Source organism: Candidimonas nitroreducens, assembly GCF_002209565.1.
Classification (GTDB): Bacteria; Pseudomonadota; Gammaproteobacteria; order Burkholderiales; family Burkholderiaceae_B; genus Candidimonas; species Candidimonas nitroreducens.
In genome coordinates this window covers 214,543-240,033 of record NZ_NJIH01000006.1, presented here as the reverse complement: position 1 = coordinate 240,033, position 25,491 = coordinate 214,543, and the positions used below count along the sequence as shown (strand labels likewise).

Sequence of the window (25,491 nt, the reverse complement as noted above, 5' to 3'; positions counted from 1 at the left end):
TATGGATACGCCCCGTACATTATTCGAAAAGATCTGGCAGTCGCACACCATCATTGAGGAAGAGGGCGGCCAAAGCCTTCTGTATGTCGATTGGCTATTGTGCAGCGAAGGCTCGATTCATGCTTTCAATATTCTTCGCCAGGAAGGCGTAGGCATCCGGCGGCCAGGGCAGGTCAAGGGCGTCGCCGACCATTACGCGTCGACGAGCGGCCCGCGTCTGCAGGACGTGATGGGCGACGACCGGCGCAACATGATACGCACGCTGGAACGCAATACCGGCGAGTTCGGCGTCGAGCTCTTCGGCCTGGAACACCCCGCGCGCGGCATCCAGCATCTGGTCGGGCCCGAACAAGGCATGACGCAGCCCGGTCTTATTGTGTTGTGCGGCGATTCCCATACTTCGACGCAGAGTGCGGTTGGCGCCTTGGCCTTCAGCATCGGCGGCGAGCTGGCGCATGCGTTGGCGACCCAGACGGTTTGGCAACGCAAGCCGCGCAAGATGCGTGTATGGGTAAAGGGCACGCGCCCCCGCGGCGTGTCGGCCAAGGATGTAATCCTGGCCATCATCGCCCAGGTCGGACACAGCGGGGCTCTGCAGCACGCGGTCGAATACGATGGCCCGGCCATACGCGCAATGTCGATCGAAGAGCGCATGACGGTTTGCAATATGTCGGTCGAGGCCGGTGCCAGGCTGGGCATCATCGGGCCGGACGAGAAAACGTACGAGTACCTGCGCAACCGGCCATACGGCCCGCGCGAGGGCGAGGAAATGGATCGCGCGACAGCCTACTGGCGCACCCTGCCCACCGACCCGGGCGCCCTATTCGACAAAGAACACGTGCTGGACGCAGGCACCCTCACCCCCATGGTGACGTGGGGCAATACGCCGGCGGACGCGGTTTCGATCGAAGCTCGCGTGCCCGACCCGCAAGACGAGTCTGACGAGCAGCGCCGCAACTCGATGGAGCGCTCGCTGCAGTACATGGGCCTTCGTCCCGGCACGCGCATGCAGGACATTGCCGTAGACCAGGTGTTCATCGGTTCCTGTACCAATGGCCGCCTGGCAGATCTACGTGCCGCGGCCAGCGTGATTCGGGGCAGGCGTGCCGTCGTGCCGGCCCTGGTTTCTCCCGGATCGCAGCAGGTCAAACGGAATGCCGAGGCCGAAGGCCTGGATCGCATCTTCCGCGAAGCCGGCTTCACTTGGGGGGAGGCGAGCTGTTCGATGTGCGTCGGTATGAATGGAGACAGCGTGCCCGAGGGCATGCGTTGCGCATCTACCTCGAATCGCAATTTTCGCGGGCGCCAAGGGCCGGGCAGCCGTACTCATTTGCTGGGGCCCGAGATGGCGGCTGCCGCGGCGCTGGCCGGCCGCCTCACCGACGTACGCGAATGGCTGGAGACATAATGGAAAAATTCAGTTGTCTCACTGCAGTGGCTGCGCCGATCGACATGGACGACGTGAATACGGATCAGATCCTGCCGGCGCGTTTTATGCGCAAGCCGCGTGAGGGCAGGGCGTACGGCCAGTATTTGCTGCATGATCTTCGTTTCAGCGCGCAAGACGAGCCGAGGCCCGACTTCGTCCTGAATCGGCCCGAATATCGGCAGGCGCAGATTTTCGTCGCCTCGCACAATTACGGCTGTGGCTCGTCTCGCCTGGGCGCGGTCTACGCGCATTACGACTTCGGAGTGCGAGCCATTATTGCGGTCAGCTTCGGAGACGTGTTTTTCAACAATTGCCTGAAAAACGGCATTCTTCCCATACGCCTGGACGCGGAGTCAACCGCGAATCTGCGCCAGCAGCTGCACACGCAAGTAGGAGCCCGGCTTTCGATCGATCTTCCCGATCAGGCCATCACCGATACCGTGGGCCGGAAATATCGCTTCGACGTGGATAGTTTCGCCAAGCATTGCCTGCTGGAGGGCTTGAGCGACATCGCTCTGACTCTGCAGCGGGTGGGCCTGATCGAAGCGTTCGAGCGGCGCTACCGGGAACAAATGAGCTGGCTGCATCCCGACCGCTGATTCGCGCAGCATGAAATCTGTGGAATCCAGTGATTAGTACACGAATAAAACATACGGAGACATCATGGGTCTTTTTCGATACAGACAGGTGCTTTATGCGGTCATGGCATTCGTGCTGGTGCACGGGCAGGCCGGCGCGCAACCCTATCCCATGCAAAAGCCTATCCGGCTGATTGCCCCGACAGGCGCCGGCGGCTCGCTCGACACAATGGCGCGCATTATTGCCGTCAATTTATCCAAGGTCACCCACCAACAAGTCATCGTTGAAAACATGCCCGGCGCGGCGGGCATGATCGGCGCGGGTGCGGTGGCCAAGGCCGCACCGGACGGCTACACCATGCTGGCCGCCTCGAACGGCAACCTGGCAACCACGCGGGCTTTGTTCAAGAATGTCCCCTACGATCCCGCCAAGGATTTCGCGCCGGTAAGCTTGGTCGCATACAACCCATATGTATTGGTAGTCAATCCCAAATTGCCGGTGAAGAATATGGCGGATCTGATCCGGCTGGCCAAGAGCAAGCCCGGGGAAATCAATGCCGCCTCTTCGGGCAACGGATCCACGCCGCATCTCGCATTGGAACTGCTCAACATGCTGGCGGGCATCAAGCTGGTGCATGTGCCCTATAGAACCTCGGCCGCGGGGCTGACCAGTGTGATCAGCGGCGAGACTTCGCTGATGTTTACCGGCATTGTGTCGGGCTTGCCTTTCATAGAGAACGGCAGGCTGCGCGCTCTCGGAGTGGCAAGCGATCACGCCCTGAGCTCGCTGCCCAATACTCCGCCCATTGCACAGACCGTACCCGGGTTCGGAGCGGATAACTGGGCCGGGATCCTGATGCCCGCAGGCACACCGCATGCGATCGTGCAGCAGATGCACGACGACATTATCAAAGTGCTGCAAATGCCCGAGGTGCGCGAGAGCTTCCGTCACCAGGGCCTGGAAATTGCCGGTACCACGCCCCAGGCATTCAGTACGTTCCTGCAAAGCGAAATCAAAAAATGGACGGAAGTCATCAAGGAAGCCCACGTGCGGCCGGACTGACGCGGCGCGGGCCTTTGCTGCCGCTACAGCACTCGCTTCAAGAACAGTTTCAGCCTGTCGCTGCGCGGGTTTTCGAAGAACTCTTCGGGCGGCGCGATTTCCAGCAGGTGCCCGTGATCGAGAAACACCACGCGGCTGGCCACCTCTCTTGCGAAACGCATCTGGTGCGTGACGACCACCATCGTCATGCCCTGTTTGGCGAGGTCGCGCATCACGTCCAGCACTTCGCCCACCAGTTCCGGATCCAGCGCCGAGGTGGCTTCGTCGAACAGCATGACCTCGGGGCTCATGGCCAGGGCGCGCGCGATGGCCACGCGCTGCTGCTGGCCGCCCGATAGCTGCGCGGGGCGCCGGTCGCGCAGGTGATCCAGGCCGACCAGTTCGAGCTTGGCGCGCGCAATGGCCACGGCCTCGTCGCGGCGCTTGTTGCGCACGGCCCGCAAGGCCATGGTGACATTGTCCAGGACGCTGCAGTGGGGGAAGAGGTTGAATCTCTGGAACACCATGCCGACCCGGGTTCTGATGCCGTCGACATCGGCGCCCCGGTCGGTGATGACCTGGCCGTGGATGCTGATCTGGCCGTGATCGGGCACCTCGAGCAGGTTGGTGCAGCGCAAGAGCGTCGATTTCCCCGACCCCGAGGGGCCGAGCAGGCAAATGGTTTCTGCTGCGTCGACGCTCAGGCTGATGTCTTCCAGCACCATGGTGCGCCCGAAGCTTTTCTCGATGTGCGAGTAAACGATCGCGGGCTGCGGATGGCCGGCGGCCTGCGCGGCCGGCAGCAGTTCTTCGGCAACTATATTTGCAGTGGCAGTAGACATTCGCGCCTTAGCCTCCTTCAGCCGCGCCGAGTCGAATCTTGGGGCCGTTGTGCAGCCGCCTCTCCCAGGCGTTCACGATGTACGTCAGGGGTATGGTGATCAACAGATAGACGATGCCCGATGCCACCAGCGGCGAGAAATTGGCGCTGTTGATGGTGCCGTCGTGCCCGATGGAAAAAAGCTCGCGCTGGCCTATGGTCAGGCCCAGCAGGTATACCAGCGCGGTGCTGCGGATGATGATGATGGACTGGCCGGTAAGCGCCGGCAGCACTGTGCGGATGCCGATGGGGATGACCACCAGCCGCGTTGTCTTCCACAGCGAGATTCCCAGGCTGCGCGCGGCTTCGACCACCCCTTTGTCGACATCCTGGAACCCGGAGCGGAAGATCTCGGCCATATAGGCGCCTTCCACCACCCCCACGGCCAAGCCGGCGTAGCCGTATGTCCAGTGGCCGAAAACCATCAGGCCCGCCATGGGCAGGCCGGCGCCGATCAGAAAGATGCTCAGTATGTGCGGCGCGCCGCGGAAGATGTCGACGTAGATGCGAAACGGCAGCCGCACCAGGAAACGCTTCGACATCAGGCCGAACGAGCAGAACAGGCCAATGACGCAGGAAAAGAACGTGCCGATCACCGACAGGATCAGGGTGTTCGGCAAGCCGATACGCAGCAAGTCCGGCAGTGTTTCGGCGATGAGGTGTACGTCGAAAAAAGTTGCGAGTACATTGTTTAGCCCTTGCATGGTCAGCCCACCCAGACGCTATATGATGATCGTGAGAAGTCGCGGATTACTTCTTGAAGTTCGGGTATTCCTGGGCCATGCCGGCAGGCTCGCCCTCGTTGGGGTACCACTTGCTGTAGAGCTTCATGTAGGTGCCGTCGGAAATGATTCCTGCGAAAGCGGTATTCATGGCCTTGAGCAATGCCGGCCTGTCCTTGGCCACGGGCAGTGCGCCCTTGCCGCTCATGACGGATTCGCTGGCCATGAAATCGGGGTTGCGCTTGAGCAGGCCCGAGGAAGCCTCGAAGCCGGTGAACAGGCCGCTGACCTGCTCGGTCTTGAGCGCCGCGGTGCTGGCCGCGATGTTCGGGAACGTCCTGACAGTAATGGCCGGTTCGATTTTCTGCAGTACCGGTATCAGGGCGCTGCCCACGGTAATGGCCACCGTCTTGCCTGCCGCGCTCTTGACTGTGTTGAGCGGGGCCTTCTTCAGCGATACCAGTCGCGCCTGCGCAAAATTCACGGGCGTCGTGAAGTTCACCACTTTTTCTCGCGCCGGCGTCACCAGCACGGCAAAGGCGGCCGAGTCGTAGCGATGGCCGCTGACGGAAGGCACCATGCTGGAGAAATCGGTGGCGACATATTGCGGCTTCAGCTTGATTCTTTTGGCGATTTCGGTGGTCAGGTCGACCATGAAGCCTGCGGGTTTGTTGTCCTTGATGAAGGAAACTGGCTTGTCGTCGGCACGGAAGGCATAGATGATCTGCCCTGGCTCCACGGTTTGCAGGGGGTTTGCATCTGCGCCGGCGCTTGCGCTGCCACTGAACGATATGGCGAGTGTCGATACAAAGGCTGTGGCCAGGAATTTGCTATAGCGTGAGAGCGACATGGCGAGTCTCCTTTATTGTCGGAATAGTGAAGTTCGGGAGCAAAATCAGTGCTTTCCCAAGAGTCGAAGAAATCGTATCATCGCCATGATGCGCGTTTATTAGAATAAAGCTATATTTCCTTCGAAAAAATGCAACAATTGCAGAGCCAGAGCCAGAGCCAGAGCCAGAGCCAGAGCCAGAGCCAGAGCCAGAGCCAGAGCCAGAGCCAGAGCCAGAGCCAAGGCCAAGGCCAAAGCGGTGGCCCGGCCCGATAGCCGGCGCGGAGACCGTCCATGAACATCAAAGCGCTGCGCGTATTCCGTTCCATCGTGCTGCAGGGCTCGCTGGCCGCCGCGGCCGAGCGCATGCACATGAGTCAATCGGCCGCCAGCCGGCTCATCGGCCTGCTCGAGGCCGAGTTGAAAATTACGCTGTTCAGCCGCAACCGGCGCAAGCTGGTGCTGACGCTGGAAGGCGAAATGTTCTATCAGGAAGTCGAGCAGGTGCTGGGCGGCATCGATGAAATGCAGCAGATCGCTGCGGACATACGGCACCGCACCACGGAAAAATTCACCTTCGTGACCTCGCCGCCGCTGGGGGCAAGCCTGGCTGTGCCGGCGATCAGCCGCATGCGCCGCGCCCATCCGGGCTTCGAGTGCCGCATTCATGTCGAAGGGCGCTTCGACATCGAGAACAAGGTGGCGCGCCGGCGCTTCAGCCTGGGGCTGATTTCGCTGCCGGTCACCAATGCGATCGTCGAACTCGATGCCGAGCCGGTGTTCCAGGCGCGTGTCGGGGTGCTGCTGCCGCGCAACCATGCGCTGGCGGCCGAATCCAGCATTGCCGCTGCGCAGCTTGCACAAGAGCCCGTGGTGACCTTGCAGGGCAACCAGCTGTGGCGCCGGCGGCTGGACGAGATCTACGCCTCGGCCGGCATCACGCCGCACATCGCGATCGAATCGACCTCCACGATCCTGGTGCAGCAACTGGTGCGCGAGGGCAACGGCATTTCACTGATAGACCGGGCCTGCCTGCACCCGGTGCCCGACGCCGAGCTGGCGCTGCGTCCGCTGGTGCCCGAACGCTGGGTGACTTACGGCTGCATCTATCCGGTACAGGGCAGGTCGCCCCTAGCCGATTTGTTCCTGAAGTGTCTGCGCGAGCACCTGCGTGCGCTGGCGCGCACCGGCGCCAGGAATGACCTGCGCATACTCAAGCCGGGCACGGCGCTTGCGGAAATGCATCCCTGATGGCGGCCGCGTCGTGCCGCGCCTGGTCTGTTGCGGCCAGGGCGATTTCAGTGCTGAGCCCCGTGTAGTGGGCGGGATCCAGGGCGTGCCGCAGCTGCTCGGCGTCGTAACGGCCCGCCACGGCGGGGTGGCGCAGCAGCAGCTCCAGCACGGGAGTGCCGGCCTGCTTGTGGCGCGCGATCAGCTCGTGCACCAGATCGTGCGCGGCCTGGCGCCCCATGCCCTGTGCCAGTAGCAGCATCAGGTTTTCCGAGGCCACCACGTCGGCCGAAAGCTTCAGGTTGCGCAGCATGTTTTCCGGCTTCAGGCGCAGATTGCGCAGCAGCCAGTCCAGTCGCCGTGCCAGATCGTAGGCCAGTATGGCCGACTGGTCGACGAGTTCGGCGATCAGCTGGTTGCTGGCGGCGTCGCCTTCATGGCTGGGCTGCCCGGCTTCCAGCGCAGGGGCGGCCATGGCTCGCAGGCGCGCCGCGCGGGCCAGCAGGGCGACCACGTGCTTGGGGTTGTTCTTTTGCGGCATCGTGCTGCTGCCGATCACCCCTGGCCCCAGGGCTTCCTCGACCTCGTCGATCTCTTCGGTCATCAAGATGTAGAGCTCTTTGCCGATGCGCGAGCAGGCCATGCCGAATAGCGCCAGCGCCAGCACGTATTCGCTCATGGAGTCCAGCGTATTGCGTGAGTGCACCAGCGAATCGCGCAGCCCGAGCCTGGCGGCCAGGTTCCGCGCCAGGGCTGGCCCCTGTGCGCCGAAGGATTGCATGGCGCCTATGGCGCCGCCGAATACCAGGCGGAAGGTGCGCGGCTCCACCTCGCGCAGGCGCTGCACGCAGCGCAGCATCTCGTCGATCCAGGTGGCTGCCTTGAAGCCGAAGGTGATGGGCAGTGCATGCTTGCGGTTGGTACGGCCCACCGTTACCTGGCCTGCGCCGCGCGAGGCCAGGTCGCCCAGCGCTTCCAGTACCTGGGCCAGGCGCCGCAGCAGTAGCGCGTGCGCCTTGCGCAGCTGCAACAGCCGGCCCGTCATCATGACGTTCTGCGTGGTGGCGCCCCAGTGCACGTAGCCGCCCGCCTCGGGCCCGCACAGCCCGGCCAGCGCGTGGGTCAGCGACAGCACCGGTGCCATGGTAAGCGCGATGTCGGCCTTGAGCGCCGGCAGGTCGAAACCCGCCAGGCGGCACTGTGCGGCGATGCGCGCGGCGCAGTGCGCCGGTATCATGCCCAGCTCGCCCTGCGCCAGAGCCAGCGCCGCTTCGACGTCCAGCCACGATTGCCACAGGCTCTCGGACGTGAACAGCTCGTCGATGTTTTCCGGCAGATCGCGCACCCTCAAGCCTCCTGGCAGATAGTTCATGGCGCATCGTAACTTGCGCGACTGTTCCGAGGCTTAGAAAGAGATCAACAACTGTTCCGTTTTTTCGAATGGTGCTTGAAGACGGGCCGAAGACCTGGCGGCGGGGCTCGTGCGCGGTGCCGGATCGGCACTGCTTGATCTGCTATGATGCTGCTTCTTTTCGGGGCGTAGCGCAGCCTGGTAGCGCATCTGCTTTGGGAGCAGAGGGTCGCGAGTTCGAATCCCGCCGCCCCGACCAATAACATCAAGGGCTTGCAACGTAACCGTTGCAAGCCCTTGTTCCCTTCCGTAGCCTGAATTTCAGGCCACCCGCCGTTGCGGCAGATGCACATCCACCGCGATGTCGGAGAATGGCGCGTAGATCAGGCCATGTTCGTCTTTTTCTATGGCCATCCATTCCGTGAGGGCTGCCACATCGCCATGCACGTTCTTGTCGTCGCGACCCAGCAACTTCGCCAGGGCTGAAATCGACATGGGCCCTGCCTCGCGCAACGCGGCGATCAGCTCCCAGCGACGCGGGCCGGCGGTTTTTCGGCTTTGGCGCCACGCCGGCCGCGCGGCTTGCCCAGCCACAGATACAGGCCGCTGCCCAGCACCGCGATGGTGATCAGATCCAGCACGGCCCACAGGATCTTCAGCGGCATGCCGCCGTAGTCCCCGAAATGCAGCGGCTGCGAGATGAACAGCGCCTTTGCGTACAGCGGCATTTCGCGCATCGAGACCAGCCTTCCCGTGCCGCCGTCCACTAACGCCGGCGTCAGCAGCCTGCTGGTCACGGCGCTGTTGCCGATGAGGTAGACGCCGAAATGGTGTCGGCTGGCGAATGGGGTGCCCGGAAATGCCAAGGTTCGTACGCGCTTTCCGGGGGTGGCCGTGGCGATGGATGCGAGGACGGTGTCGACGGGCACCTGCGGCGCGTCCGGGGCCTGGGGAGGCGCCTTGGCCATTTGCGACAGCTCCGTCGCCTGCCAGACCATCTCGATGGGCATGGCCAATGTGTTGATGGCGCCCGTCAGCCCGACGATGGCCAGCCATACTGCGGTCACTATGCCGAGCAGGTTGTGCAGATCCAGCCAGTAGGCCCGGCGCGACCGCGCCGTCCTGACCGTGCCGAAGGACAGGTTGCGCATGAAAGGCGCATACAGCATCACGCCGCTGACGATGGCGATTACCAGCAGGGCGGCCATGGCGCCCAGGAACAGCATGCCTTTCATGCCGGCGAACAACTCGACGTGCAGTTTGGTAATGAGGTACATCAGGCCTTCGGTCGGCTGGGGCCGGTCATAGTAGAAGCCGTCGCGCAAATCGAAGAGCTGGTAGTAGGTGTCGTCGGGCGGCGAGTCGGCCCGCGGCGCCGTCGCCACCAGAACCATGGGTTCCGTATCGTCGAAATAGGCGTAGTTGACGCGTTCGCCGGGCCGCGCCCGAGTCGCCCGTTCGATGATTGTCGCGACCTTGGGGGCCGGGGCTCCCTCGTGCAAAGCGGGGCGCTGCGGCAGCGTCCAGTCGTTGATTTCGTGACTGAAGATCAGCGGCAGCCCCGTCACGCACAGCATCAGCATGAACAGCGTGCACACGATGCTGGCCCAGCGGTGAATCTGTTTCCACACCCGCAGCGTTCCGGATCGCATGGCGCGCTGCCTTAGAAGTCCATCTGCATGGACAGCCGCACCGTGCGCGGTTCGCCGATCGCCAGGCCGCCCCAACTGGTCACGGAAGACCAGTAGCGCCGGTCGGTGACGTTGCTGATCGAGGCACGGTAGACGACATGCTTGCCGAACAGCCGAGTGGCGTACTTGGCGCCGAGGTCGAGCCGGTTCCAGGCTGGCAGGCGCTGCGTGTTGGCCTGGTCGGCGTACTGTGGCCCCGAATGGACGAGACGGCCGCTGAGCGTCAAACCGGACAGGGCCGGCACGTCCCACTCCAAGCCCAGGACGGCCTGCAGGTGGGGAACGCCCGGCGCATCGTTGCCGACGATCGCGGCGCTGCCTTTGGTCAGCTCGGGGTCGATCAGCGTGATCCCGAAGTTGGTGCGCAGCCCGCGCGTGATCGCGCCGACCGCGTTCAGTTCCAGGCCCCGGTTGCGCTGTTCGGCGTTGGGGCGGTAGTAGCCATTGGCGTCCAGTTGGCCGCTGGGCTTGCTGATCTGGAAGGCCGCGGCAGAGGCCATCCAGCCCTGGCCCTCGTACTTCACGCCGACTTCGTACTGTTCGGACTTATAGGGCGCGAAGACCTCTCCCGCGTTGATCGCCGAGGTGGGAGCCGTGTCGCCGATGGCCAGGCCCTGGATGTAGTTGGCGTAGAGCGAGACGGGCTTGGCCACCTTGAACACAATGCCGGCCATGGGCGTTACCGCGCTCTCGTCGTAGACGGTGTGAGCCGAGGGCGATTCCGAGCGCACGTTCTGGTGGCGTACACCAGCCGTGAGCAGCACCCGGTCGTGCAGGAAGGACATGGTGTCGGTCAGCGCCACACCTTCGAGCGTGCTTCTGGAATAGGGCGCCGGCTCGGGGTTCGCGAGCGAGACGGCGGGCGTGTTTGCGGGCGAATAAAGATTGGAGTTGAAGGTCGTGGGCGAGAAGCTGAAGCCGACGTCGAAATGGTCGTGGTAGCGGTTGGCTGCCAGGGACCACGAGTGGTCGATGCTGCCCGTGGAAAAGGTGCCGCGCAGGCCGACTTCCGCCGTCTCTTTCTTCAGCTTGAAGCCGATGCGCGCAGGCTGGATCTGCACGTCGCCGGCTCCGGACGTGATGACGGGGTTGCCGTAGAAGCCCTCGAGATTTTCCTCCGAGACGCCGGCCGCCGCGTAGGCGGTCAATGCCGGGTTGAATTCGTATGAGCCGCGCAGTAAGACCGCCTGGTCGTGGATGCGCGAATATTCCCAGCTTTGATCCAGGTTGCGGCTGGGGTTCGGAGCCGCCGGCAGAGCCGCGCCGGCGGCCAGCGAAGGCTGGCGCACCGGTGCATCCACGTCGAAGCGTTGATCGATATAGTCCAGCGAGGCGCGCAGCTTGTCGCCGCGATAATCCAGCGCCACCGAACCGACGGGGCTCTTTGCCGACTGGTGGTCGCGCGCCGTGTCGCCTTGCTGGTATTGGCCGTTGACCCGTATGCCCCATGCGTGGTCTTCACCGAAGCGGCGGCCGACGTCGAAGAGCGCGCCGAACTGCGATTTCGACTCGTAGTCGAGGGTGAGCCGGGTAAGCGGCTTGTCGGCGGCCCGCTTGGGGACGATATTCAGGCTGCCGCCGATGCTGCCGTTGGGTGCGATGCCATTCAGAAGGGCCGTGGGCCCCTTGATGAGTTCGACGCGTTCCGCGTAGATGGCCGAGCTGGTGTAGTTGGGCGCGATGCCATAGAGGCCGTCGAACATCACGTCCCCGATATTGCCCTCGTTGATGGGAAAGCCACGGATCGAGAACGACTCGGAAACGCCGTTGGCCTGCCCGGTGGTACGAACCGAGGAGTCGTTGGTCAGAACTTCGCCGATCGTACGGGCCTGGGCATCATTGATCATCGACTCGGTGTAGCTGACGACGCTGAAAGGCGCGTCCATGATGTCGGTATTGCCCAGGGCGCCCAGACTGGCGGATCGGGCCAACTGGCCGGCCGAATAGGTGTCGCCGTCGTGCCGCCCCTTCACGCGTATCTCCGGTAAGGTCACTGCTCCTTGAGGCTGCAGCGCTTTGCGCAGCGATACATTTCTGCCATTGCGCGTGAACTCTATGCCGGTGCCTGCGAGCATCTGTCGCAGCGCCTGGTCGGCGGTCACGTTGCCTGCGACAGCCGGCGCGTCCAGCCCCGCCACGATGCCCGGGGCATAGGCCAGCTCCAATGAATATTTGTTGGCGAGCTGCACCAGCGCGTTGGCCAGGGGCTGCGCGGCAATACTGATCTGCATGGGGGTTTCTTGCGCACGGGCCGGACGGGGTGCCAGGCCAAAGATCAGCAGCAGCGACATCGCCGCCGCGCTCAACCCATGCGAGATCGGGGGGGAGGGGGGCAGCGCGCTGCGGCGTGCCGGCTTGCAGGTAGTACGACGATCCACGGGACGGTTTTCCAAATAGTTCATCAAGGCGCCAATGCGCCGCCCTAATCCGAAGGTTTTGCGTAGGGCGCCCTGCCTGGAAAGTCTCCTTGCAAAAACTGCCCTCTCATAGAACAGACACCGCAGCTGTCCGGATCCCTGATGAAATTTCCTATCTAAATTGAAACAAGATGTATTTTCATTTAGGAAAAAGGCGGAGAGACGATGCCAAGCCCGGGGTGTATGCCGGACGCGTCCACGTCCGGCGATGGCGGGCAGCTATCTAGCGGCGGGTGATGACCGGGGTTCCGTCCGGCCGGCGCAGGACGCGTACGGGCGCAATGGCCGGCAGCAGGTCGAGGAAGGGTTGGGTGTCGTCGGTACTGAATACGCCGGCAATACGTTCCCGGCCGACCGAGGCGTCGCTCAATTGGATGGTCTGTGGCGCGTAGCGGTTGATCTCGGCCACGGCCTGCGATAGCGGCGTGTCGCGGAAGACTACTCGCCCCTGCCGCCAGGCCAGTAGCGCGCCGGCGTCGGCGCGGCGCACCGGGGCAAGCCCTTGCGAATTCGCCTGGACAGTCTGTCCGGCTGTCAGGCGCACCGTATCACGGTTCCACCACGGGCCGTGCCTGACCTCGACGGAGCCGGATTCGACCGTCACCCGCACCAGTCCGACATCGCGCCGCACGCCGAAGCGGGTTCCCGTGACCCGCACCACCGTGTCCGCGGCGTGCACGTAAAAGGGGCGGTCGGCATCGTGGGCGACGGCGAAAGCCGCTTCGCCCGCGGCCAGTTCGATCACGCGCCGGCCCGCGTAGTAATGAACCGCCAGCGACGTGCCGCTGTTCAGGTCGACGGTGGATCCATCCGGCAGCGTGACCTGGCGGCGCCTGCCGTGTTCCGTAGAGAATTGCTGTGTATAGCTGGGCGAGCCGGGGCCGGGCAGCATGATCGCCGCCGCCACTGCGGCGGCACAGGCCGTGCCCAGGCCCAGGGCCAGCCGGCGGCGCGAAAAGGCGGGGGCGTCCGCTTTGCCCGGCTCGTTCGCCAGCGCGCGCAGCCGTTCGGGCGGAATCAGGCGTGCGGCGTTCCAGATGCCCAGTGCCCGCCGGTATTCCCGCTCATGTTCGGGATGAGCACGGCGCCAGTCGTCGAAGCGGCGGCGGTCGGCTTCGTCCATGCGGCCCGACCGCTCGCGTGCGAACCAATAGGCGGCCGCATCGCGGGGGTCTGTCAGCGTATCCGGATCAATGGGAGCGGTCATCGGGCGATCGCCGGGATGGGCCGGCATTCATTTGTTGCAGGAGCTGGCCTGTGCGCGGCCGCCCGGCTGTACGGGCCGGATTCGTAGCCTTTCATCATAAAGACACCGCAGCAGACTGGATTCCTGATCATTTGGGGCAGAAGATTTGTAACTGTTCGCGAATTTCCCGAGTGGCATCCATGATGTAGCGTTCGACCGTATTAATTGCGACGCCCATTTTTTGGGCAATTTCGGCCTGGGTATATCCTTCGAGGCGATGGTAGATATAGGCCTGGCGCTTCTTCAGCGGCAGGCGTTCCAGGGCGCGCTCCAGCGCCTGCGCCAGCTCGCGCGCGCGTGCCGGCGCTTCGGGGTCGGCCTGGGGGTGGTCATCGTCGGCCAGGTCTTCCAGGCAGAGCATTTCGCGGCGGGTCTGCCGCCGCACTTCATTGAGGAGCCGGTTGTGCGATGCCCGGTACAGGTAGGCCTTCTGGTCGAGCACCGCCGTCTGATCCCGGCCCAGCATGTTGGCGACGACGTCGTGTGCGGCATCTTCGGCGTCATGGCGCGAGGAATGGCCCTTGGCCCAAGTACCGATCAGCTCGCGGTAATAGGCGAGCCAGCCGTGTTCGGAAGGGCGGGGGCGGGACATGGCGACGGGAAGTGCGGCGAAAAAATGGAAAGCGGAAAATTATTCGAGTGGCCGATTTGATATTGATAAGCGGCCGTCAATATTAACAATAATTCTCATTTCCATGACATTGTGGTGTCGCGGGTGAAGCCGCGGAACGGCCGAGACGGACGAGGCCGACATCGGGCGGCACTGCGAAGGCCGCAGTCTGGATGAGAAGGGCCTGCTGCGTACCGGTGGCGGGCGATGCCGCGCGGCCGACTCGTTCACTGCAGCTATTGCCAGGCCTTGTTCGTTATTTTCTACGGCCAGCCCATGGAGGCGTCTTGACGCCACGGCGCCATTGGGCGCCGCGGCATCGACGTGAAGAAGGCCGCTACTTCAGCTCCAGCCCCAGTTTCTTGCCCAGTTGCAGGTAGAAGGCGTACTGGTCGGCGACGTACTTGTGGGTTTCTTTGGCTGGCAGCACGTGGGGTACCGAGCCCAGGCGCTCTTCGCCCTGGATCCAGCCTTTGTCCTTGCTCAGCTCGGCCAGGGTCTGCTCCCATTTCTTCTGTACCTGCTTGGACAGCCCGGGAGGGCCATAGAGCGCGCTCCAGCCATTGACCGACTCGAGCTGCGGGTAATGCACTTCGCGGGCCGTGGGGATGTCCGGCAGGTCGCGCAGGCGCTGCGGCGAGGTGGTCACCAGGGCGCGCACCTGCTTGCCTTTTATCGCGCCGATCAGCGACGTGAGGTTGGCGCAACTGAAGTCGACCTGGCCCGCTATGACCGCGGTGGTGGCGTCGCCGCCGCCTTTGTAGGGGATCTGCGTGGCGGCGTCTTTGGACAGGCCGGCCGCCGAGAGCAGCGTTTGCGCCGCCAGGTTAAGCACCGTGGCCGGCCCCGAGGTGCTGTAGTTCAGCTTGCCGGGGTGGGCCTTGATGGCGGCCATCAGGTCGGACAGCTTGTGATAGGGGGATTTGGCGTTGACCACGCAGGCCATGGGGTTGAGTTCCAGCAGGCCCAGGAAGGTGAAGTCGTTCCAGCGGTAGGTGAGGCTTTTTTGCAGGGCCGGCAGCACCGCCTGCGATCCGACGCGCGCCAGCAGCAGCGTGTAGCCGTCGGGCGCGGCGTCATGGGCAAACTGCGATCCGATGGCGCCGTTGGCACCCGCCTTGTTCAGCGGCACCATGGTTGCGCCCAGGTACTTGGACACGTGCGCGGTTAGGTTGCGCGCCGCCAGGTCGGAGTCGCCGCCCGGGCTGAAGGGGATGACGATGGTGATGGGGTGCGAGGGGTATTGATCCGCGGCCTTTGCGGTGCCGGCGAGCGCGAATGCCAGGGTAGCGATCGTGCCGAGTGCGGCGATGCGTGTGCGTTGATGCATGAAAACCTCCTTTGGTTTTAGAAGCGACAAAGGCGCCGCGGTAGGCGACGCCGGTTTTACTTCTTGGTATCCAGCCTAATTATGGGGCCATGCTCAATTGGCCTTTAGTTTACGGTCGTGGACGACCTTGCTCCACATTACCGATTCGGTTTTGATCAATTGTGTCAGTTGTTGCGGACTGGTCGGCGCGGGTGTGCTGCCCTGGGCCTCGAGGTTGCGTACGGTATCGGGATTGGCCAGTGCCTTGGCGACGTCGCGCTGGATGGCCTGCACCAGTGCCGGCGGCGTCTTGGCCGGCGCCAGCAGGCCGAACCAGCCATGCACCTGGATTTGCGGGTAGCCCGCTTCGGCAACGGTCGGCACATCGGGCAGCATCTTGGCGCGGTGTTCGCCGGTGACCGCCAGGGCGCGGATCCGGCCGCTGGCCACCAGCGGCGCCAGGGCGGCGATATTGCCCACCACGAAGTCGATATGCCCGGCCATGAGGTCGGCGTAGGCCGCGGCTTCGCCCTTGTAGGGCACGTGCATGACGTTCAGATTGGCCGCCGCGGCCAGCTTCTCGGCGGCCATGTGCACCTGGCTGCCGACGCCGGCCGAGCCGAAATTGACCTTGCCCGGGTGTTGTTTGGCGTAATCGATCAACTGCTGCAGCGTCTTGACGGGCAGGCTGGGACGCACCGCCACCACCATGGGCCCCGTGGCGACATTGCTGATGGGGGCAAAGTCGGACAGCTTGTAGGGCATGTGCGTATAAATATACGGGTTGACGGTGAACATCGAGCCCGAAGCCAGCAGCAGCGTGTAGCCGTCGGGGTCGGCGCGCGCCACGTACTCGGCGCCTATCATGCCGGCGGCGCCCGGCTTGTTGACGACCACCACGCTTTGCTTCCAGATGGCGCCCAGGCGCATGGCGAGGGCGCGTCCGATATTGTCCGTGGCACCGCCGGCCACGAATGGCACCACCATATATACGGGGTGGTCGGGCCAGTTGGCCGCCGGCGCGGAGGCGCCGGCCGTACAGGCGGCCAGTGCCACTGCGGCACAGGCGAGCGGGCGCGTGCCGGCCCGGGGCCTGTGGCCGCCGGGCGGATGGCGGCGCTTGAGCAGGGTGGAGAAAAAAGAGGTGACGGCTTGTGCTGCTTTGGACATGCATGTCTCCGTTGCGTGATGTCTTGGGTCTTGGCGCCGCTCCGGTGCGGCTGCGGCTGCGTCCGGCAGGAACTTTTTTTCAGAATATCGGCGATCGGAGCTAAAGGTAAAGCGAGTATTTTTCGCCTTGAGCACAAGAAACTCTTTATGGCAGTGTGGTTTTGCCGTGTGGCTTTGATTTCATGCGCACGACTGATGCGGCGGTGCGCGGCCGGTGGCTGTGGCGGTTTTATATAATCAAAAAAACTGTAGCAAAAAAAACTTGCTTCAAATAAAAACCATAAATATACTGATTTTATGTCGCCCACAGGGGTATTCATGGCGCAACGCCAAGCGCCGCCTTACGGAGTCCACCACGCATGCCAGCTCGTTCCGGAGCCTCTCTCGTCACCGACGCCCTAGTGCGTGCGGGCGTCAAAACGATCTTCAGCCTGTCGGGCAACCAGATCATGCCGATCTACAACGCCTGTATCGACGCCGGTATCCGCATCGTGCATGTACGCCACGAGGCGGCGGCGGTGCACATGGCCGATGCTTGGGCGCAATTGACCGGCGGCCCTGGCGTTGCCCTGCTGACGGCCGCGCCGGGCCTTACCAATGGCCTGTCGCCGCTGTTCTCGGCGCGCAGCGCCGAAAGCCCGGTACTGCTGCTGTCCGGCGATTCCCCCTTGGCAGCCGACGGCACGGGCGCATTCCAGGAACTGGCGCAGACGCAGATCACTGCGCCGCTGGTCAAGGCGGCGCTGCGGCCGCGCCTGGCGGCCGAGCTGGACAAGGACGTCAGCGCCGCGATCACGGTGGCCCTCTCGGGCCGTCCCGGCCCCGTGCACGTGGCCCTGCCGTTCGATCTGCTGCAAGAACAAGTGCCGGCCGAGCACGTCGTGGCCGCCGACAAGCCGCTACGCCGCCGGGTCGAGCCGGCGCAGGCCGATGTCGACGCCATCGCGGCGCGGCTGGCGCAGGCCAGCCGTCCGTTGATCCTGGTCGGCCCCATGCTCAACGAGACCCGCGCCGGACAGCGTCTGGATGCGGCCCGCCAGGCTCTCTGTGCTCCCGTCGTCTCCATGGAAAGCCCGCGCGGCCTGCGCGACCCGGCCCTGGGAGGTTTTGCCGCCGCTCTGGCGCGCGCCGATCTGGTGCTGCTGCTGGGCAAGTCCCTGGATTTCACCCTGGGCTTCGGCCGCACACCGGCCTGGAACCCTGATGCGCAGGCGATCGTCGTCGACCCCGAGGCCCATTTGGTCGAGCGCGCCCGGAACTTGCTGGGCGGACGCCTGCAGCGGGCCGTGGTTGCGGACGCCGATGCGGCCCTGGACGCGCTATGCCAGGCGACGCGCCCGGCAGGCCGGAGCGCGTGGCTGGACGAAGTGTCGGCCGCCCTGGCTTTGCGCGAATTGAAGGCCGGCAGTGTCCAGGCCGGCGCGCCGGACGGCGCGGCAACGGCGCCCGCCTTGCCGACCGAGATATGCGCCGCCGTGCAGCAGGTGCTGGACGCGGCCCAAGACCCGATTCTGGTTTGCGACGGCGGCGAATTCGGCCAATGGGCGCAGGGCTTCTGCCACGCGCCCACCCGGGTCATCAACGGTGTTTCGGGCGCCATCGGCGGCGGCCTGTGCTATGCCATCGCCGCCAGCATCGCCCGCCCCGAGGCCACGGTGGTGGCGCTGATGGGCGACGGCACGGTGGGCTTCCATTTGGCGGAATTCGAGACTGCCGTGCGGGCCGGGGCGCGCTTCCTGGCGGTGGTGGGCAATGATTCACGCTGGAACGCCGAGCACGTCATACAGATGCGCGAATACGGGCCGCAACGGCTGATCGGCTGCACTCTCAGCCCGTCGGTGCGCTACGACCTGGCGGCGGCCGGCCTGGGGGCGCACGCCGCCCATGTGAGCACGCCGGCGCAGTTGCCGCAGGCTTTGGCCGAGGCGCAGTCGGCCGGTCTGGCCGCCTGCGTCAATGTCGAGATGAACGGCCAGGCGGCGCCGGTGTATGCGATGCAGGGCGCCACGCCCAGCGGGCCGCACTAGCTTGCACATTGCAGGGGCGGCCACAGGCCGGGCCATGGATAGGTTTCCAATCTGAGAGGATGAAATGAAGACACAGGAGTTCGCGCCCCCGTCGGGGCAGGAGCCCGCCGAGCCGGGCAGGGCCTTGAAGGTCAGGGTGTGGCGCGGCGCCGACGAGGGAGGTTTCGCCACCTACGAGGTGCCCTGGCGCGACAACCAGACCGTGCTCGACGTGGTCACGGAAATCCAGCGCCGCATCGAGCCGGATCTGGCCTACCGTTTTTCCTGTCGCGTCGGAGTCTGCGGCACCTGCGCCATGACGGTCAACGGCAAGCCGCGCTGGACTTGCCGCACCCACGTCAGCCGTGTAGAGCGCGACGGCGTGATCCAGCTCGAGCCGCTGCGCAATATGCCACGCATCAAAGACCTGGTGGTCGACATGACCGAGTTCTTCGACAAATGGCTGAAGGCGGGCGGCCGCTTCGTCGGCAAGACCACGCGCAAAGAGCGCCCGGTGGCCGTCGATCCGGCCAGCAAAGAACGCAAGCTGGCCGATGCCGCCATCGAGTGCATCAATTGCGGCATCTGTTATGCCGCCTGCGATGTCGTGGAATGGAACAAAGACTATCTGGGCCCCGCCGCGCTGAACCGCGCCTGGAGCCTGGTCAACGACGTGCGGCATGCGGACATTCGCGGCGTGCTCAAGCAGGCCACTGCCGACGGCGGCTGCAACTCCTGTCATACGCAGGGCAGCTGCATGACGCACTGCCCGGTGGGCCTGAGCCCCACCGGCAGCATCGCCGGCCTGAAGAAGCGCTCGCTGCTGGAATTGTTCCGGAGGGACTGACGCCATGGAAAACAAGCTGTTTCTCCTGCAGCGCCTGACGGCGATGTTCATGGGCCCTTTCCTCCTGATCCACCTGGGCGTGATTCTTTATGCGGTGCGCGGCGGCCTGACCGCCGGAGAAATCCTCGGCCGCACCCAGGGCAACTGGTTCTGGCTGGCCTTTTACGGTTTGTTCGTGCTGGCGGTTTCCGTGCATGCGCCGATCGGGCTACGCAACATTCTTATTGAATGGGCGCGCCTGCCGCGCGGCCTGGCGGGCGTGCTGTGCACCCTGTTCGGCATAGTGCTGCTGGTGCTGGGCTTGCGCGCGGTGATTGCCGTCGGGGGGTGGCTGGCATGAAATCCGTCCACAATCACAAGGCCTATTGGGCCTTCATCGGGCACCGTGTGTCGGGTCTGTTGCTGGCGATTTTCCTGCCGTTCCATTTCCTGGCGCTGGGGCTGGCGCTGGAAGGCGCGGCGCCCCTGGACAGTTTCCTGGCACTCACCGACACGCCTGTGGTCAAGGTCGCCGAGTGGGGCCTGGTGCTGCTGCTGACGCTGCACCTGGCCTTCGGCCTGCGGCTACTGGTGCTGGAATTCCTGCCGTGGCGCGCGCCTCGCGATGCGCGGCTCAACTGGGTGGGTTGGGGCGCCGGCGCGGCCATTGTGGTGGGCGCGGCGTTCCTGATAGGGGTATTTTGAACATGCAAATCGAACGCACTAAAACAGATATTCTGGTGCTGGGTTCCGGCGGCGCCGGCCTGTTCGCCGCGCTGCACGCGCTGCAGGCCGACCCGACCCTGGAAGTCACGGTCGCCGTCAAGGGCCTGATGGGCAAGAGCGGCTGCACGCGCATGGTGCAGGGCGGCTACAACGTTGCCTTGTCCAAGGGCGATTCCATAGAACGCCACTTCATGGACACCATCGTCGGCGGCAAGTGGCTGCCGCGCCAGGATCTGGCCTGGCGCCTGGTGGTGGGGGCCGTCGAGCGCGTCTGCGAACTGGAAAACGAGATCGGCTGCTTCTTCGACCGCAATCCCGACGGCACGCTGCACCAGAAGGCCTTCGCCGGCCAGAGCTTCGACCGCACGGTGCACAAGTCCGACCTGACCGGCATCGAGATCATCAACCGGCTCATGGAACAGGTGCGCGGCGCCGGTGTGCGGCGCATGGAAGAGCACCGCGCCATCGAGCTGGTGCCGGCGCGCGACGGCTCGGGCATTTCCGGCGTGCTGTTCATCGACATGCGCAGCGGCGGCTATCGCTTCGTGCAGGCCAAGGCCGTGCTGCTGGCCACCGGCGCCGGCCCGACCATGTACCTGTACCACACGCCTTCGGGCGAGAAGACCTGCGACGGCCTGGCCATGGCGCTGCGCTATGGGCTGCAGCTGCGCGACATGGAGATGGTGCAGTTCCATCCCACCGGCCTGCTGGGCGGCCCCGACACCCGCATGACGGGCACCGTGCTGGAAGAGGGCCTGCGCGGCGCCGGCGGCTACCTGCTCAACGGCAACCATGAACGCTTCATGTCGAACTACGATGCCGCGCGCGCCGAGCGCTCCACGCGCGACGTGGTCAGCCGCGGCATCTATGCGGAAATGCGTGCCGGGCGCACCAGCCCCATGGGCGGCGTGTACATACAGATGAGCCATTTGGGCCCGAAGAAAGTCGCCAAGACTTTCCCCGGCATGGTGCAGCGCTGCGCCGATTGCGGCTTCGACCTGGCCGGCGGCCTGGTCGAGGTGGTGCCTACCGCCCATTACCTGATGGGGGGCGTGGAATTCAATGTTGATTGCACCACGGCCTCGCCGGGCCTGTTCGCGGCGGGCGAAGACTGCGGCGGCGTGCATGGCGCCAACCGCCTGGGCGGCAATGGCGTGGCCAATTCCACCGTGTTCGGCGGCATCGCCGGCGATTCCATGGCGGCCTACGTGCGCAAGGGCGCACCCTTGCGCGACCCCGATGAAAGCGTCATCGAGGCCGGCGTTGCGCGCGCCGAATTCCCGTTCTCCAGGCCCGCGGGCACCAGCCTGCCGGTGCGCGAGGCCCTGTCGCGCACCATGTGGGATCAGGTCGGCGTGATGCGCACCGGCGCCAGCATCGAGGCCGGCATGGCGGAAGTGGCCCAGCATCACGACGCGCTGCGCCAGGTGGGTGTGCAAGACGGCGCGCGCCATTTCAACCTCAGCTGGCACGACTGGCTGAATCTGGAAAGCCTGGTGACGATCTCCCGGGTCATTGCCACGGCGGCGCAGGCGCGCGAGAACAGCCGGGGCGCGCATTATCGTGAAGATTTCCCCGAGCCTGGCGATCTGGACAGCAGTTGCTATACGCGGGTCACGCAGCAAGGTACCGGCTTGAACCTGGAAATGGTGCCGGTGGCTTTCGATATCGTCAAACCGGGCGAGTCGCTGATCGACGACGAGGCCGGTGCACCGCCGCCGGCGCAGCCGGCTACGGCGGCCTGACGGACGCAGTACTTATCAGGAGAAGGCTTATGGCCATAGACATAGACACTATCGAGGCGGCGGCATACGAGATCATGTCGCGCGCCGCTATCGATATTCCCGAAGACTACAAAGACGGCATCAGCAAGATGGGCCGTACCGAGCAGGGCAAGCTGGCCTGCTTCGTGCTGCACACCATGATGGACAATTGGGATGCCGCCAGCAAAGACCGGCGGCCCATGTGCGCCGATACCGGCGTGCCGCGCTATTACGTCAAGGTGGGCAACGACGCGGCGGTGCAGACCGGTTTCGTCGGGGTGGAACGAGCGCTGCGCTCGGCCACCGCGCGCGCCACGCACGATGTGCCGCTGCGGCCCAACCGCGTGCATCCCTTGTGGCGCAACGAGTACAACAACAATGTCGGCATCAACGCGCCGGAAATCGAATGGTCATTCGAGCCCGACGTCGACTGGATCGACATCACCACCGTGCACAAGGGCGGCCTGTTCGGCACCGATTACCGCATGCTGTTTCCGGGCGACGGCCTGGACGGCATCAAGCGCTTCGTGCTGGACGGCCTGATCGCCTTCGGCAAGCGCGGCCTGGCCTGTCAGCCGGCCATCGTCGGCATCGGCGTGGGCGGCTCGAAAGACACCTGCATGCAGCTGGGCAAGCAGGCCGCCTGCCTGCGCGTGGTCGGCGATCGCAATCCCGACCCGCGCATCGCCGAGCTCGAGATGGAAATCAAGCAAATGGGCAATTCCATAGGTATGGGCGCCATGGGTTTCGTGGGATCGTCCATGGTGGTCGACTGCCATATCGAAGTCGGCTTCACACACACCGGAGGCATGCCGGTCAGCATGCATACCTTCTGCCTGTCGTCGCGCCGGGCCACCGCCCGCATCCACGCCGACGGCAGAATCGAATACCGTGGTGACCCTCAGTGGTTCACCCCATACATGCGCAGGGAGACAGTCGAATGGCCGACCGAAACGACAGTGACGATCTGAAAATTTTCCGCCTGGATCTGCCGGCGCGCGATGAAGACATCAAGCGCCTGGAGATCGGCTCCATCGTCTACATGACAGGCACCGTGTATACGGCGCGCGAGGGCGTCTACAACAAGATACTCGGCGAAGGCATTGCGCCGCCCTGCGATCTTAAAGCCGTCAGCAATGTCAACTTCCATTGCTCGCCGGCGGCAGCGCCCGACGGCAAGGGTGGCTACAACGTCGGGGCGGTCACCGCCACGGCCAGCTTCCGGTTCTCGAAATGGATGGATCGCTGGCTCGACATGACCGGCACCCGCATCGTCATCGGCAAGGGCGGCATGCCGCACGAAGACTATGCGCGCGTCATGGTGCCGCATGGCGCGGTCTACCTGACCACCGTGGGCTACGGCACCGGGGCGCTGCTGGGCCGCGGCATCGTCGGCGTGCGCGACGTGTTCTGGCTGGACGAGCTGGGCATTGCCCAGGCCATGTGGATATTCGACGTCAAGGACTTCGGGCCTTTCATTGTCGAAAGCGATGCCGCCGGCAATTCCTTGTTCCAGAAGCATGGCGAGGAAATCAATGCCGGCATCGACAAGCTGTATGCCGGCCTGAAGCCGCCCGCGCTGCATCGCTATGGCGAAACGGACGATCGCAAGAAAGAAGTGATGTAGCGATAGTGATGTAAAAGCGCCGGGCCGCGCTTGCGTCCCGTCCGCCGCGGCCCGCATACGGTTGCGGCGGGCAGGGCGGGGCTGCGTGCCGGGCGCTGCGGGTATGCCGCCAGCGGCGCGCCCGGCCCGATCAACTTGAACGCAGGGGCCCGCGGCCCCGCAAAACGAGAGGAACCCATGGGGATCATCGATTTCCGCCTGCGTCCGCCGCTGCGCGGATTTCTCGACACACTGATGTACAACGCCGGCGAGCGGCGCGACGGCTTCACGCGCACCGTCGGCTTCGAGCCCTCGCCGGCCGCCCAGCAGCAGTCCATGGACATGCTGCTGGCCGAGATGGATCGCGCCGACATCGAATACGGCGTGGTGGTGGGCCGGCGCGCCGGCATGCTGGGCAGTGTCTCGAACGAAGACGTGCTGCACATCATGCAGACCTATGGCCCGCGCTTCATCGGCGCCGCGTCCATCGACCCCACCTCGCGGCGCCAGGCCTGCGCCACCATAGACGAAGCCCTGCAACAAGGCTTCAAGCTGATCAATATCGAGCCGGGGGCGTATCCCGTGCCCATGTATGCGGACGACCGCCGCCTGTATCCCATTTACGCCCATTGCGAAGACCGCCAGGTGCCGGTCATTATGATGGTCGGGGGCACGGCGGGGCCCGACCTGGGCTATTCCGACCCGATACGCACCGACCGCGTGCTGGCCGATTTCCCGTCGCTGAAGGTAGTGGTCGCGCATGGCGGCTGGCCCTGGGTCGACCAGATCCTGCACGTGGCCTTCCGCCGGACGAACCTGTACCTGTCGCCCGACATGTACTTCTCGCGCATGCCGGGTTGGGAAGAATACGTCAAGGCGGCCGACGGCTTTCTGGCCGACCGCATGCTGTACGCCAGCTCTTTTCCGTTCTGCCCGGTGCAGGGCTACAAAGAATGGTTCGAGCAACTGCCCCTGAAGCCCGAGAACCGCGCCAAGGTAATGGGGGACAATGCCCGCAAGCTGCTCGGCCTGTAAGGGCGGCCGGCCGGCGCACCCGGCGCCGCCGGCGGGCATATTTTCAGGATATCCATGGACGTCAAGACGCTATACACACTGGTCGCGGTCGCCGACCGCGGCAGCTTCGCCGAAGCCGGCAAGGTCATCGGCTTGTCGCTGTCCGCGGTCAGCATGCAGATGCGTGCGCTCGAAGAAGAGCTGGGTACGGTGTTGTTCGACCGCACCCGCCGTCCGCCCGTGCTTACCGCCAGCGGGCTGCGCCTGATCGACCGGGCGCGTGACCTGATCGAGCATTGGGAAAGCCTGAGCGACAGCCTGAAGCGCGACGCCGCAGGCGGCGTGCTGAAGCTGGGCGCCGTGCATACGTCCATTTCGGGTTGGCTGCCCCTGGCGCTGCGTCGCCTGCAGCAGCGCGGGCAGGGCATCGAGATCCGTCTGACCAGCGGCCTTACCCACGAGCTCGAGATGGAGGTCTATCATGGCCAGCTCGACGTGGCCCTGGTCACCGAGCCGGAGGTCAGTCGCGGCAGCCTGCAGTTCCACGAATTTTTCGAAGAGGCCATGGTCGTGATCGCCCACAAGAGCGCAACCGGCGATACCGATCAGGAGCTGCTCGAGCACAACCCTTATGTGCGCTTCAACCGCATGGCGCGCGTCGGCCGCATTGTCGGCGCCGAAATAGAAAAGCGCGGGCTCGAGGTGCAGTCGACCATGGAAATCGACTCGGTCGAAGGCGTGGTTGCCATGGTGGCCAATGGCCTGGGCGTGTCGGTGGTGCCGAACCGCGGCGTGGCCAACGAGTTCCCCGCTACGATCCGTGTGCTGCCCTTCGGCGACCCGCCCATCATGCGGCGCCTGGGGCTGCTGATGCCGCGCGACAACCCGCGCTCGCATCTGTCCCATGCCTTGCTGGACGCCTTGCGGGAGGTTTCGGCGCCGCCGGAAAAGAAATACGCCAAGGCCGGCTGAGAGCCGGCGTTTCAGGATCCCGCCGCTCTTCGGCGGGCCTACTCACCCTAACGAGGATGGCAGTTGCGGCCACC

Annotated in this window: 24 protein-coding genes and 1 tRNA gene; 14 read left to right on the top strand and 11 right to left on the bottom strand. The window is 64.6% G+C overall.

Annotation, left to right across the window (positions count from 1 at the left end; genetic code table 11):
* The first annotated feature begins 1 nt into the window (after position 1).
* The 3 genes from leuC (at position 2) to CEY11_RS11285 (ending at position 3,070) form a co-directional block, all read left to right on the top strand.
* Entirely contained in the window at positions 2–1,408 is a 1,407-nt protein-coding gene (gene leuC / locus CEY11_RS11295) for a 3-isopropylmalate dehydratase large subunit (RefSeq protein ID WP_088603494.1), read from the top strand.
* Positions 1,408–2,028, top strand: coding sequence for a 3-isopropylmalate dehydratase small subunit (leuD, locus tag CEY11_RS11290; protein ID WP_088603493.1), 621 nt, complete (start codon positions 1,408–1,410; stop codon positions 2,026–2,028). Before leuC ends, leuD begins: the two co-directional genes overlap by 1 nt.
* Before the next feature lie 64 nt (positions 2,029–2,092).
* Positions 2,093–3,070 carry a Bug family tripartite tricarboxylate transporter substrate binding protein gene (locus tag CEY11_RS11285; protein WP_088603492.1) on the top strand — a complete coding sequence of 326 codons (978 nt, stop codon included), beginning with the start codon at positions 2,093–2,095 and terminating at the stop codon, positions 3,068–3,070.
* A gap of 23 nt (positions 3,071–3,093) precedes the next feature.
* Here CEY11_RS11285 and CEY11_RS11280 read toward each other — a convergent pair whose 3' ends face one another.
* From CEY11_RS11280 to CEY11_RS11270, 3 genes are all read right to left on the bottom strand, one after another.
* Positions 3,094–3,774, bottom strand: a complete 681-nt coding sequence (locus CEY11_RS11280) for an amino acid ABC transporter ATP-binding protein (RefSeq protein WP_233154853.1) — start codon at positions 3,772–3,774, stop codon at positions 3,094–3,096.
* 124 nt (positions 3,775–3,898) lie between these two features.
* Positions 3,899–4,633, bottom strand: coding sequence for an amino acid ABC transporter permease (locus CEY11_RS11275; RefSeq protein ID WP_088603490.1), 735 nt, complete (start codon positions 4,631–4,633; stop codon positions 3,899–3,901).
* A 46-nt stretch (positions 4,634–4,679) separates the two neighbouring features.
* Entirely contained in the window at positions 4,680–5,501 is an 822-nt protein-coding gene (locus CEY11_RS11270) for an ABC transporter substrate-binding protein (protein WP_088603489.1), read from the bottom strand.
* A gap of 273 nt (positions 5,502–5,774) precedes the next feature.
* Between CEY11_RS11270 and CEY11_RS11265 the strand changes: the two genes are divergently transcribed.
* Positions 5,775–6,731 carry a LysR family transcriptional regulator gene (locus CEY11_RS11265; RefSeq protein ID WP_088603488.1) on the top strand — a complete coding sequence of 319 codons (957 nt, stop codon included), beginning with the start codon at positions 5,775–5,777 and terminating at the stop codon, positions 6,729–6,731.
* On the opposite strand, the gene CEY11_RS11260 is transcribed toward CEY11_RS11265, so the two are convergent.
* A complete protein-coding gene (locus tag CEY11_RS11260; protein WP_088603487.1) occupies positions 6,694–8,082 on the bottom strand; it encodes a lyase family protein in 1,389 nt (462 codons plus the stop codon). The genes CEY11_RS11265 and CEY11_RS11260 overlap by 38 nt on opposite strands.
* 161 nt (positions 8,083–8,243) lie before the next feature.
* On the opposite strand from CEY11_RS11260, the gene CEY11_RS11255 reads away from it, so the two are divergent.
* Positions 8,244–8,320, top strand: a tRNA-Pro gene (locus tag CEY11_RS11255).
* A 62-nt stretch (positions 8,321–8,382) separates the two neighbouring features.
* Here the strand turns inward: CEY11_RS11255 and CEY11_RS26165 are convergent.
* From CEY11_RS26165 to CEY11_RS11225, 7 genes are all read right to left on the bottom strand, one after another.
* Positions 8,383–8,655: an HVO_A0114 family putative DNA-binding protein gene (locus CEY11_RS26165; protein WP_456297773.1), complete on the bottom strand. Its 273-nt coding sequence runs from the start codon at positions 8,653–8,655 to the stop codon at positions 8,383–8,385.
* On the bottom strand, positions 8,583–9,713 hold the full coding sequence (locus tag CEY11_RS11250; protein ID WP_088603486.1) for a PepSY-associated TM helix domain-containing protein: 1,131 nt from the start codon (positions 9,711–9,713) through the stop codon (positions 8,583–8,585). Before CEY11_RS11250 ends, CEY11_RS26165 begins: the two co-directional genes overlap by 73 nt.
* Before the next feature lie 11 nt (positions 9,714–9,724).
* Positions 9,725–12,130 (bottom strand): TonB-dependent receptor, encoded by a 2,406-nt coding sequence (locus CEY11_RS11245; protein ID WP_158215284.1) that lies wholly within the window; start codon positions 12,128–12,130, stop codon positions 9,725–9,727.
* A 262-nt stretch (positions 12,131–12,392) separates the two neighbouring features.
* Complete coding sequence (locus tag CEY11_RS11240) at positions 12,393–13,376, bottom strand: FecR family protein (RefSeq protein WP_088603655.1); 984 nt, start codon at positions 13,374–13,376, stop codon at positions 12,393–12,395.
* Between the two features lie 127 nt (positions 13,377–13,503).
* Complete coding sequence (locus tag CEY11_RS11235; protein WP_088603484.1) at positions 13,504–14,007, bottom strand: RNA polymerase sigma factor; 504 nt, start codon at positions 14,005–14,007, stop codon at positions 13,504–13,506.
* Between the two features lie 355 nt (positions 14,008–14,362).
* Entirely contained in the window at positions 14,363–15,355 is a 993-nt protein-coding gene (locus tag CEY11_RS11230) for a Bug family tripartite tricarboxylate transporter substrate binding protein (protein WP_088603483.1), read from the bottom strand.
* Between the two features lie 93 nt (positions 15,356–15,448).
* On the bottom strand, positions 15,449–16,504 hold the full coding sequence (locus CEY11_RS11225) for a Bug family tripartite tricarboxylate transporter substrate binding protein (RefSeq protein ID WP_088603482.1): 1,056 nt from the start codon (positions 16,502–16,504) through the stop codon (positions 15,449–15,451).
* 359 nt (positions 16,505–16,863) lie between these two features.
* Here CEY11_RS11225 and CEY11_RS11220 point away from each other — a divergent pair, with 359 nt between their 5' ends.
* The 9 genes from CEY11_RS11220 (at position 16,864) to CEY11_RS11180 (ending at position 25,417) form a co-directional block, all read left to right on the top strand.
* Positions 16,864–18,531: a thiamine pyrophosphate-binding protein gene (locus CEY11_RS11220; protein ID WP_088603481.1), complete on the top strand. Its 1,668-nt coding sequence runs from the start codon at positions 16,864–16,866 to the stop codon at positions 18,529–18,531.
* A gap of 64 nt (positions 18,532–18,595) precedes the next feature.
* Complete coding sequence (locus tag CEY11_RS11215) at positions 18,596–19,357, top strand: succinate dehydrogenase/fumarate reductase iron-sulfur subunit (RefSeq protein ID WP_088603480.1); 762 nt, start codon at positions 18,596–18,598, stop codon at positions 19,355–19,357.
* A 4-nt stretch (positions 19,358–19,361) separates the two neighbouring features.
* A complete protein-coding gene (locus CEY11_RS11210; protein ID WP_088603479.1) occupies positions 19,362–19,697 on the top strand; it encodes a succinate dehydrogenase in 336 nt (111 codons plus the stop codon).
* Complete coding sequence (gene sdhC / locus CEY11_RS11205; RefSeq protein ID WP_088603478.1) at positions 19,694–20,041, top strand: succinate dehydrogenase, cytochrome b556 subunit; 348 nt, start codon at positions 19,694–19,696, stop codon at positions 20,039–20,041. The genes CEY11_RS11210 and sdhC overlap by 4 nt, the downstream gene beginning before the upstream one ends.
* A gap of 2 nt (positions 20,042–20,043) precedes the next feature.
* Positions 20,044–21,807, top strand: a complete 1,764-nt coding sequence (locus CEY11_RS11200) for an L-aspartate oxidase (RefSeq protein ID WP_088603477.1) — start codon at positions 20,044–20,046, stop codon at positions 21,805–21,807.
* A 29-nt stretch (positions 21,808–21,836) separates the two neighbouring features.
* A complete protein-coding gene (locus tag CEY11_RS11195; RefSeq protein WP_088603476.1) occupies positions 21,837–22,796 on the top strand; it encodes a fumarate hydratase in 960 nt (319 codons plus the stop codon).
* Positions 22,766–23,452: a fumarate hydratase C-terminal domain-containing protein gene (locus CEY11_RS11190; protein ID WP_088603475.1), complete on the top strand. Its 687-nt coding sequence runs from the start codon at positions 22,766–22,768 to the stop codon at positions 23,450–23,452. Before CEY11_RS11195 ends, CEY11_RS11190 begins: the two co-directional genes overlap by 31 nt.
* 177 nt (positions 23,453–23,629) lie before the next feature.
* Positions 23,630–24,466 (top strand): amidohydrolase family protein, encoded by an 837-nt coding sequence (locus CEY11_RS11185; protein ID WP_088603474.1) that lies wholly within the window; start codon positions 23,630–23,632, stop codon positions 24,464–24,466.
* Between the two features lie 54 nt (positions 24,467–24,520).
* Entirely contained in the window at positions 24,521–25,417 is an 897-nt protein-coding gene (locus CEY11_RS11180; RefSeq protein ID WP_088603473.1) for a LysR family transcriptional regulator, read from the top strand.
* The last annotated feature ends 74 nt before the right edge of the window (positions 25,418–25,491 follow it).

Coding starts and splice junctions, on each gene's coding strand:
- leuC (WP_088603494.1), top strand. CDS start 2: ATGGATACGCCCCGTACATTATTCGAAAAGATCTGGCAGTCGCACACC.
- leuD (WP_088603493.1), top strand. CDS start 1,408: ATGGAAAAATTCAGTTGTCTCACTGCAGTGGCTGCGCCGATCGACATG.
- CEY11_RS11285 (WP_088603492.1), top strand. CDS start 2,093: ATGGGTCTTTTTCGATACAGACAGGTGCTTTATGCGGTCATGGCATTC.
- CEY11_RS11280 (WP_233154853.1), bottom strand. CDS start 3,774: ATGGTGCTGGAAGACATCAGCCTGAGCGTCGACGCAGCAGAAACCATT.
- CEY11_RS11275 (WP_088603490.1), bottom strand. CDS start 4,633: ATGCAAGGGCTAAACAATGTACTCGCAACTTTTTTCGACGTACACCTC.
- CEY11_RS11270 (WP_088603489.1), bottom strand. CDS start 5,501: ATGTCGCTCTCACGCTATAGCAAATTCCTGGCCACAGCCTTTGTATCG.
- CEY11_RS11265 (WP_088603488.1), top strand. CDS start 5,775: ATGAACATCAAAGCGCTGCGCGTATTCCGTTCCATCGTGCTGCAGGGC.
- CEY11_RS11260 (WP_088603487.1), bottom strand. CDS start 8,082: ATGAACTATCTGCCAGGAGGCTTGAGGGTGCGCGATCTGCCGGAAAAC.
- CEY11_RS11250 (WP_088603486.1), bottom strand. CDS start 9,713: ATGCGATCCGGAACGCTGCGGGTGTGGAAACAGATTCACCGCTGGGCC.
- CEY11_RS11240 (WP_088603655.1), bottom strand. CDS start 13,376: ATGACCGCTCCCATTGATCCGGATACGCTGACAGACCCCCGCGATGCG.
- CEY11_RS11235 (WP_088603484.1), bottom strand. CDS start 14,007: ATGTCCCGCCCCCGCCCTTCCGAACACGGCTGGCTCGCCTATTACCGC.
- CEY11_RS11230 (WP_088603483.1), bottom strand. CDS start 15,355: ATGCATCAACGCACACGCATCGCCGCACTCGGCACGATCGCTACCCTG.
- CEY11_RS11225 (WP_088603482.1), bottom strand. CDS start 16,504: ATGTCCAAAGCAGCACAAGCCGTCACCTCTTTTTTCTCCACCCTGCTC.
- CEY11_RS11220 (WP_088603481.1), top strand. CDS start 16,864: ATGCCAGCTCGTTCCGGAGCCTCTCTCGTCACCGACGCCCTAGTGCGT.
- CEY11_RS11215 (WP_088603480.1), top strand. CDS start 18,596: ATGAAGACACAGGAGTTCGCGCCCCCGTCGGGGCAGGAGCCCGCCGAG.
- CEY11_RS11210 (WP_088603479.1), top strand. CDS start 19,362: ATGGAAAACAAGCTGTTTCTCCTGCAGCGCCTGACGGCGATGTTCATG.
- sdhC (WP_088603478.1), top strand. CDS start 19,694: ATGAAATCCGTCCACAATCACAAGGCCTATTGGGCCTTCATCGGGCAC.
- CEY11_RS11200 (WP_088603477.1), top strand. CDS start 20,044: ATGCAAATCGAACGCACTAAAACAGATATTCTGGTGCTGGGTTCCGGC.
- CEY11_RS11195 (WP_088603476.1), top strand. CDS start 21,837: ATGGCCATAGACATAGACACTATCGAGGCGGCGGCATACGAGATCATG.
- CEY11_RS11190 (WP_088603475.1), top strand. CDS start 22,766: ATGGCCGACCGAAACGACAGTGACGATCTGAAAATTTTCCGCCTGGAT.
- CEY11_RS11185 (WP_088603474.1), top strand. CDS start 23,630: ATGGGGATCATCGATTTCCGCCTGCGTCCGCCGCTGCGCGGATTTCTC.
- CEY11_RS11180 (WP_088603473.1), top strand. CDS start 24,521: ATGGACGTCAAGACGCTATACACACTGGTCGCGGTCGCCGACCGCGGC.